The organism is Winogradskyella psychrotolerans, assembly GCF_018860545.1.
Classification (GTDB): domain Bacteria; phylum Bacteroidota; class Bacteroidia; order Flavobacteriales; family Flavobacteriaceae; genus Winogradskyella; species Winogradskyella psychrotolerans_A.
In genome coordinates this window covers 14,473-26,601 of sequence record NZ_JAHKPN010000002.1, presented here as the reverse complement: position 1 = coordinate 26,601, position 12,129 = coordinate 14,473, and the positions used below count along the sequence as shown (strand labels likewise).

General features: G+C 33.1%; 9 protein-coding genes. 8 read left to right on the top strand and 1 reads right to left on the bottom strand.

All coding sequences use genetic code 11. The features are described 5' to 3' along the window. The first annotated feature begins 7 nt into the window (after nucleotides 1-7). Nucleotides 8-2,497, top strand: a complete 2,490-nt coding sequence (locus tag KO515_RS00125) for an FG-GAP-like repeat-containing protein (RefSeq protein ID WP_215934351.1) — start codon at nucleotides 8-10, stop codon at nucleotides 2,495-2,497. 91 nt (nucleotides 2,498-2,588) lie between these two features. Beyond that, nucleotides 2,589-3,503, top strand: coding sequence for an ABC transporter ATP-binding protein (locus KO515_RS00120; RefSeq protein ID WP_215934350.1), 915 nt, complete (start codon nucleotides 2,589-2,591; stop codon nucleotides 3,501-3,503). Here the strand turns inward: KO515_RS00120 and KO515_RS00115 are convergent. Beyond that, nucleotides 3,482-4,492, bottom strand: a complete 1,011-nt coding sequence (locus tag KO515_RS00115; protein WP_215934349.1) for a helix-turn-helix transcriptional regulator — start codon at nucleotides 4,490-4,492, stop codon at nucleotides 3,482-3,484. The two genes, KO515_RS00120 and KO515_RS00115, sit on opposite strands and share 22 nt — an antisense overlap. A 118-nt stretch (nucleotides 4,493-4,610) precedes the next feature. Here KO515_RS00115 and KO515_RS00110 point away from each other — a divergent pair, with 118 nt between their 5' ends. The 6 genes from KO515_RS00110 to KO515_RS00085 all read left to right on the top strand — a co-directional run bounded on the left by KO515_RS00110 (nucleotide 4,611) and on the right by KO515_RS00085 (nucleotide 11,964). Then, nucleotides 4,611-5,216, top strand: coding sequence for a hypothetical protein (locus KO515_RS00110; protein WP_215934348.1), 606 nt, complete (start codon nucleotides 4,611-4,613; stop codon nucleotides 5,214-5,216). Between the two features lie 784 nt (nucleotides 5,217-6,000). Next, nucleotides 6,001-6,690: a hypothetical protein gene (locus KO515_RS00105; protein ID WP_215934347.1), complete on the top strand. Its 690-nt coding sequence runs from the start codon at nucleotides 6,001-6,003 to the stop codon at nucleotides 6,688-6,690. Next, nucleotides 6,675-7,385, top strand: a complete 711-nt coding sequence (gene prfH / locus KO515_RS00100; RefSeq protein WP_215934346.1) for a peptide chain release factor H — start codon at nucleotides 6,675-6,677, stop codon at nucleotides 7,383-7,385. The genes KO515_RS00105 and prfH overlap by 16 nt, the downstream gene beginning before the upstream one ends. A 3-nt stretch (nucleotides 7,386-7,388) precedes the next feature. Next, nucleotides 7,389-7,922 (top strand): tetratricopeptide repeat protein, encoded by a 534-nt coding sequence (locus tag KO515_RS00095; RefSeq protein ID WP_215934345.1) that lies wholly within the window; start codon nucleotides 7,389-7,391, stop codon nucleotides 7,920-7,922. 1,378 nt (nucleotides 7,923-9,300) lie between these two features. Next, complete coding sequence (locus KO515_RS00090) at nucleotides 9,301-10,401, top strand: slipin family protein (protein ID WP_215934344.1); 1,101 nt, start codon at nucleotides 9,301-9,303, stop codon at nucleotides 10,399-10,401. A gap of 168 nt (nucleotides 10,402-10,569) precedes the next feature. After that, a complete protein-coding gene (locus KO515_RS00085; protein WP_215934343.1) occupies nucleotides 10,570-11,964 on the top strand; it encodes an RtcB family protein in 1,395 nt (464 codons plus the stop codon). Nucleotides 11,965-12,129 lie beyond the last annotated feature (165 nt).

Below are 12,129 nucleotides of genomic sequence, written 5' to 3'. Positions count from 1 at the left end.
AAATGATATGAAAAAACTATTACGCTTTACATTACTTTTAATTTTGTTTTCTGCTTATAGCAGTGCGCAACAGTTAAATCAAGGAGCCAATTGGCCAAATAGCCAATGGTCGCTTTCAGGAAGCTATGATGCTGCCTATTTATTTGAAGACCCAACAGTGACAAGCGCTTCATTTTCGTTTGATGATAATCTTGCTGGTGGATCTTCCGATAATACTATTGCAGTAGAGTCTCCAATTATTGATTTGAGTCCGGCTTATAATGTTGGAGAAACGGAAGTAACGGTGGTATTTCCCTATATTTTTAATATATGGCAAAATGATCAATCTTTATACCTTCAATATTGGGATGCAAGCACTAGTGAATGGGTAAATTGGGGAAGTGAACTAGAAGATAATTCTTTAGTTACTGTTAATTTTTGTGATGGAACTCCTACAAACTTTACAAGTGAAAGCTTAAATATCGCATCATTTACGACATCGCAATTAACAGGATTTAAATATCGTATATTCTTTAATGATCACAATTCTTATGGTTGGGGTTTTTGTATCAATTCTCCTTTAATTAGCTCTTCTATTCCGCCAGAGTGTCCCAATGTGTCATCGGTAACAGTAAGTAGTATCAATGCCTCAGGTGCTATCGTTAATTGGGTAGCAGGTGGGTCAGAAACGTCTTGGGAAGTTGCTATAATGTTAGCTTCTGAAGGTATTCCAGCTTCTGGGAATACGACAGGAACAAATAGCTATAGCTTTGATAGTCTTTCTCCATTAACCAATTATATGGTGTATATAAGAGCAATTTGTAATACTGGTGGGTATAGCAATTGGATAAGTGAAAGTTTTACAACGGGAATTGATACCTCTAGTTATCCAGCAGCATTTACTGCAAATCCGATAACTACAACAGGTTCTTATGACATTGCTCTTGTAGATTTAAATGGTGATTTTTTAGATGATGTTGTTTCTGTTAGTGGTGATAATCTAAATGTGCATTATCAATTGGTATCAGGTGGTTTTAATATGGTTAATATAGCAACGCCAGATGTAGAGAATACTCCAGATTGGAGTTTGGCTGCAGGAGATTTTGATCGCAATGGCTATAACGACCTTGTTTACGGAGGTTATGGTGGCGTTACATTTATGAAAGCCAACGGTACAGGTACGGATTATACGGAAATATCTGGCTCAGAATATGTGTTCTCTCAACGGTCTAATTTTGTAGATATAAATAATGATGGTCACTTAGATGCTTTTGTTTGTCATGATGTACAAGCAAATGTGTATTATATTAATGATGGTAGTAATGATTTAACCTTTTATCAAGGTCAAAGTACAGCATTACCAAATGGTCTTGGTTTGGTACCTGGTGGTGGTAATTATGGAACTGTCTGGATAGATTTTGATAATGATAGAGACATGGATTTATTTATAGCGAAATGTAGAGGTGGTTCTTCAATTAGTATTAATGAGTTATGGAGAAACGATGGTAATGGTGTCTTTGTTAATATTGCAGATAGTAATGGTTGGCACAATACCAATTATCCAGGTGTAGGTCATAATAATTCTTCAAATTTGGGTGATTTAGTGCAAACTTGGTCTTCTGCTTGGGCAGATTTTGATAACGATGGAGATATGGATGTTTATGTTGGTGCTAGTAGTACTGTTGACGGAGATTCTAAATTGATGCGTAATAATGGAGATGGCACTTTTACTGATGTCACAGCGGGTTCTGGAGTTTTAGATGCGCAATTAGGACGAGAAAATGCTCCTGCAGATTTTGATAATGATGGTTATGTAGATATTTTAACTAATGGTGATATTTTATTCAATAATGGGGATTTTACATTTACTAATTTTTCTGATGACAATCCTGGTGATGATTATATTCCGTCTAGTGGTGCTATTGGGGATACTAATAATGATGGTTTCTTAGATGTTTTCAGTAATGGTAATATTTATCTAAATAATACAAATAGTAATAATTGGATTAAAATTAATACGGTAGGTACAACTAGTAATATAAATGGTATTGGTGCTAGAGTAGAAATACAAACAGATAATGGTATCCAAATAAGAGATGTTAGAAGTGGAGAAGGTTTTGAGTTTATGAGTACATTAAATACGCATTTTGGTATTGGTACTTTAACAAGTATAAACAGCATCACTATTTATTGGCCATCTGGTACCGTAGATTTTATTGAAAATCCTGAAATAAATACATCGCATACAATTTTTGAAGGTTCAACATTGAGTATCATAGATGAAACGTTAGTAGATGTAACGATTTATCCCAACCCAGTTGAAGCAGAACTTACCATAAAAACGTCTGCAGACATTATTAATAAAATAGCAACGGTTTTTGATGTGAATGGAAAACGTATGCTTAACCAAAAACTTACATCGAGCACTATTGATGTTTCAAGTTTAGCAAGTGGAGTTTACTTTTTAAGATTAGAATCCGAAGGAAAAATTATAAAGCGAAAGTTTATAAAGAAATAATTTATAGACTGTAAATAGTTCAAAACCGTCCTGATATTAATCGGGACGGTTTTTTTATGACAGTTCTTTAACGATGTAGTATTTTTGCAACATGCTTCAAGTAAAACATGTCACTTTTGGGTATTCTAAAACTAAGGTTTTAAAAGCGATTGACTTTAAAGTTAAAGCCGGAGAGCATCTTGCTATTATAGGAGAAAGTGGTTCGGGAAAAAGTACACTTCTCAAACTTATTTATGGCGAATACGATTTAAAGGAAGGTCACATTTTTTGGAAGGATGAAGAAATTCTTGGCCCAAAATACAATTTGGTTGTGGGTTATGATTTTATGAAATACGTGACCCAAGAATTTGATTTAATGCCCGTAACTTCAGTGGAAGAAAATATAGGGAAGCACTTATCGCGTTTTTATCCTGAAGAAAAGCAAAGGCGAACAGACGAACTCATTAAGGTTGTAGAATTGGAAGCCTTTGCGAAAACCAAAGTTAAATTTTTAAGTGGTGGCCAAAAGCAAAGGGTAGCGATCGCAAGAGCATTAGCAAAAGAGCCTGAAATCTTATTGTTGGACGAACCCTTTAGCCATATTGATAATTTCCAAAAACAAGGTTTGCGACGTAATGTTTTTAATTACTTAAAATCAAAAAATATAGCTTGTATCGTTGCTACTCACGACAGAAATGATGTGCTTGGCTTTGCAGACCAAATGATTGTGCTTAATGAAGCAGAAATCATAGCTAAAGACACTCCTCAAAACTTATATAAAAATCCTAGACGTCCATTAATAGCCTCGTTTTTTGGTGAATTTAATGTCATTGAACCTTATGGGATTGTATATGCTAATCAGATTCAAATTGTAGAAAAATCGGATTTAAAAGCGACGGTAATAACGTCTTATTTTAATGGTAATTCTTGGTTGATTGAAGCAGATTATAAATCTAAATCAATATTTATTGACCATGATTTTGAATTAAAAAAAGACGCGGAAATTCAATTTTCAATTTCCTCATAGTTTCTCACTGAAGTTTTTAACTTTTTAAGCATTCTGTTCCGTAATTTTAGAGGCTTCAAAACTTCAATAGTATCTCCAAACCCTAAAATAAGACGTTCCAATTCAAAATTAATCTGTACAAAAATATTGAAAATCACACCGTCCTCTGCTTCTTCAATGATACGTTGCGATGGGTGAAAGGGCTTTGTAATGACATAAGGAGCGTTTTTTTTATCTATTCTAAACTGAATGCGTTCTGCTCTAGAATTTGAAACTGTAACACCGATAACGTCTTTGTAATATTCGTCTCCATTAATTTTAAAATCTTCATAATTTTCACTTTCAAGCGTTACAATTTCTGTCATTCTGTCTAATGCCAAAGTGATAAATTTTTCATTCTGACTTGCCAATAAAAACCATCGATTATTAAATTCTTTAAGTAATTGTGGGTTTACTATCATTACACTTGCTTTTCGAGCTTTAAAAGATTGGTAAGTCACTTCAATCACCTTTTTTGCCTGAATGGCAGCATATAAAACATCAATAAATTCTAGACCTTTCAACTGTTCATTTTTGTCTAAATGGATTATAGCACGTTTATCTTTCTGTGATGAATTTACAGAATCTTCTAAACGTTGTAAGACTCCATCCATTTCTTTAAATAGCGAAAAATCTTTAAACTGTCTAAGTAGCTGAATCGCCTCATTCATCACCTTAACATCCTTGTCAGTCACAGGTATATTAACTATGCTATAGTTGGCATCCTCATATTTATAATACTTACGATCATAAACCACAATAGGCGCATTGTAACCCAATTTATCGCTTCGCATCATCTGTAAATCTAATTGAACAGTACGCTTACTGACGTCAACATCTTTGCCTTCATAGTCGTAAAGTGCATCTGAAACCGCTTCAATTAAATCGTTAAGTGTCCATTGTCTAAACTGATTTTGAAGACATTTGTCAATGGTTTTATATCTAATTAATGCGTTTTTGTTTACGGCCATAAGACTTCTTTTGTGGGAATAAGACCTAGCAGGTCTAAAACATTAAATTTAAAAGAAAATAATCACTACGCAAAAAGATTGCGTAATTCTATCTGAAATTTGCTTCAAATAATAAAAAATGGAAGTTTTAAAACTAAAAATATTTGATGTATTGGTTAACAATATTACAATAGAAGAATTTGAAAATTGGTTATATAATTCAAAATTATTAGAAGAAAAATTAAAAGAGGATTCTTTAATATTTGAAATCGTTAATATTAATTATAGACTAGATAATTCAATGAAAATGTTAAAAAACATTGCTTACAACATTTTTGATGAAGACGATTTTCTAGTCATGAAAATTGAAGAAAATTGTAAAAAGATAGTAAATACTGATGACCCGAAAAGTATAGAGAAATATGTCCTTAACATTGTTCAAGATTACAATTTTGATTCTGAGTCTAATGTATACTGGGAATTTTATAATTTACATTACTCCTTAGATGGATATGACTATATGAATTACTCAAAAGGTTCAATAGATAAGTTAAATACTAAAACAATAGAATATGCAAAAAGTGTGCTAAATATTTTAAATAAGTGTAAAAATATTGAAGAAAAGAAACAAGTTCGAATAATGAAAATAGACTCTGAAAAAGTCATATATTATAGTAGTCCTATTGTCGCTAAAACTAAAAATATATCCTTGAAAAACAGACTGTTTTCTTTTTTTAGAAAATGAGTTTAGTGAATAAATGTTATCCCAAGTTTGCAACTTATCTATTAATTCTTGCATATTTGCACCAATAAATACAGAAAAAAGTAACCTATGACAATACATTATTTACAAAATCGGATGCTGAAAAGCTATTTCTGCAGTGTAGAGAAATAGGTAAAACTAGAAATATTCAAGTTAAAAAAGCATCCTCATAAAAAAGGATGCTTTTTTTATTAATTTTTTTAAAGTTGATACTCATGTATGCCTAAAGCGCAAATAACTGCACTTCAGTTTGTTAATTAATCTGCCATTTGCGGACAGGCATTCTACACTCTCAAATCAACCGTAAATAACTAATTATTAATAGATTAACCTCAAATTTAATTTGGAAGTTCAAATTATTACCCTTTATATTTGCATCGCATTTCAACCAAAACAAACGTTGAATCAATAATTAGAAACTATGAGTTTATTTATAACATATCAAAACGATCCAAAAGGAATACTGCCTTTTGTGATGCTTCGTGATTATCGTTAGATAAACCTTTCAAAACTATAAATGAGAAATCCGAAGCCAGTTAAACACTGTTTCGGATTTTTTGTTTTCCATTCTTAGCAAGCCTGCTAAACACATTTCCATAAACAGTTATTACAAAATTATTATTCTGTCACTTCGAGAGCAATCGAGAAGTCGCACATTAAAACAAATTTTAAATGAAACACACGCAATTTACATAGACACGGATTCCTAATTGGGAGTAATTAATTGGAATCATTAAAACAGACAAAACAATTGAAAACATGTCTAATGAAACCAAAACATATAAAAGAACAACGGTTAAAAGAAATCCGTCGTTTACAAAAAAGACAAAGGGAAATTTGGAAGCTTCAACGTGAGTTAGGTGATATAGAAATTGAAAAGCCTATACGTCATGGTTGGTATAAAGAAATTGTTATAACGCATAGAATTGAACGCTTTAAAAATAAGACTGCGATTCTAGAACTTTATAATAAAATCGAAAGGTATTATTGGGGAAGAACAAAAGAGGAGGCTGAAAACAAATGGGTGAATCAAACCTCAAAATATCTGATATATAAAGGGCTTCCAACTATAAGCAAAAAGCAATTTAATAAACTAAGTTTTAATGCACAATGCATGTGTACAGCATTTCAGTTTAGAAACGAAAGCAAAAAACTTAAAGTTAGATTTTATATCCGCATTCCAAAAGGAGCGTATCGAATTAAAAATTCTAGAGCTTATATAACGCATAGAAAGCGTATTGACCCAGCGTTAATTAGTGAGGAGGATTTGATTAGGTCTCAATTTATTAAAAAAGGATATCACAATATTTATGAAGGCATGGATCCTTGGAAAGACGATTGGAATTTAACCACTTACAAACAAGACAAATTAAAAACAAAACGACATCTAAAAGCATTAAAAAAATATGCGCTTAAGGATGTTATTAAAGAAAACATATCATGGGAAAACCATTAATAAATACTAAAATAATACAAATAACCTCTGGTAGAGGACCAGCAGAATGCTGTTGGATTGTGGCTCAAATTCTAAAACAATTTTTAGAAGCTGTAAAAGTCAATGGTATTGATTACAAAATATTACAACGCGAAACAGGAATTGAAAACCTGACGTTACAGTCTGTGACTGTTCAACTCAAAGGAACTAATTTAAGTCGGTTTTTGAGTCAATGGACAGGCACAATTCAGTGGATTGGCACTTCAACATTTAGACCACAGCACAAACGTAAAAATTGGTTTGTTGGTTTGTATGAAATACGGAAAAGTGAACAATTTGAAATTCTCGAAAAAGATATTACCTATCAAGCCACTAAAAGTTCTGGACCAGGCGGACAACATGTTAACAAAGTGAGTTCTGCTATAAGAGCAACGCATTTACCTACAAAAACACAAGTATTGGTAATGGATAGTCGCTCGCAACATCAAAACAGAAAAATAGCAAAAGTACGCTTACAAGAAAAAGTAGCCGAAGTACAATTAGAGGCCTTACAATCAGGTATAAAAAACCAATGTAAAAACCACTTAACATTAGAAAGGGGTAATCCTATAAAAGTTTTTAAAGGCACCGATTTTAAGAAAAATACAATTGTAAAAAACTTTAAAAAACAACGATACGCACTAAAAAATGAATTGCGTAATCAATTAAATAATTAAACAATGGATACGAATTTGCTAAACAACTACGTGCTTAAAGCCATAGATGCTTATCCATACGAACTAGAAGAAACTGTAGAAAATCTAAACTACGCCTTATCCTACGAAGCAGACAACGCTTATGCGTTGTATTTAATGGGACGCTTACATGCTGAACAGTTTGGCGATTATGAAAAAGCCAAACACTATTATGCAGAGGCTTTGGCTAACAAACTAGATTTTCACAAAGTGTATTCAAAATACATTCTGGTTTTAATGTGGAATGAAGACTACGAAGAAGCTCAAAAACTTATTGATTTTTCTCTAACCGTTAAAGGGTTAAACAAAGGGGAAGTTTACTTGTTTCAAGGGCAACTTTTTGAAATTCTTCAAAAATACAAGAAGGCATTAAAGACTTTAAAGCTCGCAAAAAAGCACGTTTACAATAACAGTTTTATCAGTTTCATCGATTCTGAAATTAAAAGGATCAAAAACAAAATGAAACCAGAAAAGACTAAAAAAACCAAGAGCCAAAAGAAAAAAAAGAAGAGAAAATAAAAACGGCCAATTATAGAAATTGAAAGGCCGATGATTTAAGGCATGAGAGAATAAAATTTCAAGTCCTAAGTCAATTCACTGAATTGAACATCAAAATTCAGAAATAATGAGCGAAGAGATGAAGGTGCGATGCTCAGCATCAAGCACGAAATCTCGAAAGCGAAAGGTGCTTTAGCAATTTCCTATATTTTGATTGTGATTTTTTGGTTCGTTTACTCGTAGATTTTCATTTTTATGGAACTCGTGATGTGCTTCGCAGTTTGTATCAAGACAAAATGAACGTGAAGAAATTTTTTAATAATAATTTATCTACGCAAAAACATTGCGCAATAGCATCAAATATTTGCAGTGTAATTAATAAGAAGTCTATTTGGAATCAGACTTTTTGAAGTAGCGCTCTGCTAGAAAAAGGAATCTAGCAGAGCTTAATAAAAGTTCTTTAACATAAAAACTGGGAAGATAACGATTGGCTGTTTACTCGCTTTGAGTGCGAGAGGATGCAGGTTCGAAATGTATTGCATTCACGAATACCAAATCATAAAAATTTAAAAGCATGAGTAATCCTGCTTCTCAGACTTAGATTCCTGCTTTCGCAGGAAATAATATCAAGCAAGTCTTGTTACGTGTTTCGGTATAGCACTATTGTATAAATCCTTACCAATTGGTATGAGGTTTTTATATGCAACTTGACTTGATACCAACGGGTTATTTGGTAAAAAATAACCACCACATCTATGTACACAGGTTCGAATCCTGTCTTCTCTAGCGGGAAGTAGCTAAGTTCGGTTAAGCAATAGATTCAATGTGTAGGTTCGAATCCTACCAAACCGATATTCGGTTTGTGGCGAAACTGGTAGACGCGCTGTATTTCGGTTACAGTTTTGAAATGGACTTTAAATCCATATCTCAGAGATGGTTAACTCACAAAACTAACCACCAAGTGCGTCACACTTTAAATGGCAAAAACAAAGTGAACTAAAACTCGCAAAAGCAATTTATTGTTTATGCAGTCTAGAAAACACCTTGAAATACTGATGCATTAAAAGATGCTTTAGGTTTTCTTTTAAAGATTCATTTTTCAATTAATGAAGCAACAAAACGCTTGTTTCAAAATTGATAAATCATCTAAAGAACAAAGCTTAGAAACGCTTTAAATCAATTGTATTTCCGTAGTAAGAAATATGGTTTTCTTTCGCTCTGTTAGTGAAACGCATTTTTGAAAAGTCTTAATGACGCATTCAAATATGGCAGTTAAACTAATCCCGCTGAAAAGCGGGATCTTTTTGAATAGTCATTCTCAAAAAAGAGAATTCTATTATAAATGTTTAATCGTTCTGAATTAAAAATTAGAAACTTCAGAACAAAAAAATTAGAAATCATGTATAGAGTAAGAATTCATGCAGGTACAGTAGGTTTAGTGTTTAAAAACGGTAATTACGCTCGCGTTATTACAGAAGGAAAACATTGGTTGAATTTTAGAGAAAATTTCGTAAAATACGATTTATCTCAAGCTTTCAGTGCACCAAAAGCATTAGAAATCTTGCTTAAAGATGAGGTGTTAGCAAAGATGTTACACGTTGTAGATGTAAAGGATAATGAAATCGTTTTGCTTTACGAAAACAACAACTTTAAATGCGTATTAAAAGCGGGTCGTTACACTTTTTGGAACGGTTTAATAGATTACAAATTCGTCACTGTAGATTTAAGTAAAATTGATATCACAGAAGACGTCAGCAAAGCTTTGTTTAGCAATATGCAATTACGTCAATACATTAGAACGTTTGAGGTAGCGGCATTCGAAAAAGCAATTATGATTGTAGATGACGTGTTTGTTAAAATCCTAGAACATGGTACTTACTATTTCTGGAAAAACGAACAAAGCATTAAAATTTTAAAAGCAGATATGCGTCAGTTGCAATTAGAAGTTGCTGGACAAGAATTATTGACTAAAGACAAAGCGACTGTTCGTATTAATTTCTATGCACAATACAAAGTGACTAATGTAGAAACGGCGTTAATGCATAGCAAAGATTACGAAAAGCAATTGTACATCACGTTGCAATTAGCATTACGAGCCTTTGTTGGTGCTTACACTTTAGACGAATTGTTAGAGCAAAAGGAAACGATTGCCACAGCAGTTTTACATGATGTAAAAACACAAGCTGAGAAATTAGGTGTAAACGTATTGCATGCAGGTATGCGAGATGTTATTTTACCAGGCGATATGAAAGAGATTATGAACCAAGTTTTAATAGCTCACAAAAAAGCGCAAGCCAATGTGGTCACAAGACGAGAAGAAACAGCTTCTACTAGAAGCTTGTTAAATACCGCGAAATTAATGGAAGACAACAATATGTTGTTTAAATTAAAAGAGATGGAATATGTTGAGAAAATTGCCGATAAAATTGGAGAAATCACAGTTGCTGGAAACGGAAACGTTATTGAACAATTAAAGGATATTTTCTCTGTGAATAAGTAAATTATTTAATCCTACAAGGTTTCAAAAACCTTGTAGGTATTAATAAGAGGTGAAAAATCATACCTACAAGGTCAAAAAAAAGACCTTGCAGGATAAATAAAATTCACTACGCAAAAACATTACGCAATACACTATAATATTTGTAATGTAATTAAGAAATTAGAAAACATGAAAACAAAAGTAACAGGTCACGATTTAAAAGCCTTAGGTTTTAGACAAGGCAAATGGATGAAAGACGCCTTAACTCATATCAACAAGAATGAATTAAAAGACGAAGCCTTAAACACGTACTTAGCGCAATTTAAATCACCAGATCCAATAGCGTTACACAACACACCAATTGACTTTTCTATCAATATTAAAGCAGAAAACGAAGAAGAAAAAGACAATGTAGATAAGGTGATTAACTCAATGCAAACCTTAATGAAAACACCAACGTTAGTTGATGGAGCCATTATGCCAGACGCATGTCCTGCTGGTCCAGATGGAACAATCCCAGTTGGAGGTGTTGCGGTTGCAAAAAACGCCATCCATCCTGGCATGCATAGTGCAGATATTTGTTGTTCGGTGATGTTAACTGATTTTGGTAAAGCAGACCCTAAAGACATCTTAGATGTGGCTCATGCCAATACCCATTTTGGTCCTGGTGGACGTGATAGAGATTCGCAATTCAGATTTCCGAAGAAATTATTGGACGCTTTTGAGTCAAACTATTTTTTGAATGATGGTAACATGATTTCAATTGCAAGGTCACATTTAGGAACACAAGGTGATGGTAACCATTTCTTGTTTGTTGGTAAATCTAAAAAAACAGGAAACACCATGTTGGTCACACATCACGGATCTAGAGGTCCTGGAGCACGTTTATATACTAAAGGTATGAAAATCGCTGAACGTTTTAGACAAGAATTATCGCCAGATACCAAGAAACAAAATGCATGGATTCCGTTTAAAACCGAAGAAGGACAAGCGTACTGGAATGCTTTGCAGATTATAAGAGATTGGACAAAAACCAATCATGAAGTATTGCATAATTCAGTAGCTGAAGCTTTAGAAATAGTGATTGAAAACCGTTACTGGAACGAGCATAACTTTGTATTTAAGGATGGTGATTTATTTTACCACGCTAAAGGTGCAACACCATTAGATGCTAAGTTTATGCCAGACATTACAGGACCAAGATTGATTCCGTTAAATATGTCCGAACCTGTTTTGATTGTTGATGGGAATACCACAAACACCAATTTAGGGTTTGCACCACATGGCGCAGGTAGAAACATAAGTAGAACCCAACATAGAAAAAGCAAAACAGGTTCTACGATGCAAATCTTTAAAGAAGAAACACGTGGTTTAGATATTCGGTTTTTTTCAAAGGAAATTGATATTACTGAGTTGCCATCGGCTTATAAAGACGCCAAAGCTGTAAGGCAGCAAATGGATGAATTTGGTTTAGGAATAGTCATAGACGAAGTAATGCCTTATGGTTGTATTATGGCTGGAGATTGGCAGAAAAATGCACCTTGGAAGGTTCGAAGAGAGAAGAAAAAACGAAATAGAAAATAACTTTTAGAAAAGAAAAGCAGGCTAACTTCGGTTAGTCTGTTTTTTTTGTTTTTATAAAGTGTAATAGAAAAGAAGCTAATTACTTAATAACGGAAAATGAAAAAGGATGAACAGTCGTTCATCCTTTTTGCCCCAAATCTACCATAAACTTAACCTACTTATGTT

Bases quoted from the DNA above. Each gene is read 5' to 3' on its own strand.
- KO515_RS00105 (WP_215934347.1), top strand. From the start codon at position 6,001: ATGAAACCAAAACATATAAAAGAACAACGGTTAAAAGAAATCCGTCGT.
- KO515_RS00090 (WP_215934344.1), top strand. From the start codon at position 9,301: ATGTATAGAGTAAGAATTCATGCAGGTACAGTAGGTTTAGTGTTTAAA.
- KO515_RS00125 (WP_215934351.1), top strand. From the start codon at position 8: ATGAAAAAACTATTACGCTTTACATTACTTTTAATTTTGTTTTCTGCT.
- KO515_RS00115 (WP_215934349.1), bottom strand. From the start codon at position 4,492: ATGGCCGTAAACAAAAACGCATTAATTAGATATAAAACCATTGACAAA.
- KO515_RS00095 (WP_215934345.1), top strand. From the start codon at position 7,389: ATGGATACGAATTTGCTAAACAACTACGTGCTTAAAGCCATAGATGCT.
- KO515_RS00085 (WP_215934343.1), top strand. From the start codon at position 10,570: ATGAAAACAAAAGTAACAGGTCACGATTTAAAAGCCTTAGGTTTTAGA.
- KO515_RS00110 (WP_215934348.1), top strand. From the start codon at position 4,611: ATGGAAGTTTTAAAACTAAAAATATTTGATGTATTGGTTAACAATATT.
- prfH (WP_215934346.1), top strand. From the start codon at position 6,675: ATGGGAAAACCATTAATAAATACTAAAATAATACAAATAACCTCTGGT.
- KO515_RS00120 (WP_215934350.1), top strand. From the start codon at position 2,589: ATGCTTCAAGTAAAACATGTCACTTTTGGGTATTCTAAAACTAAGGTT.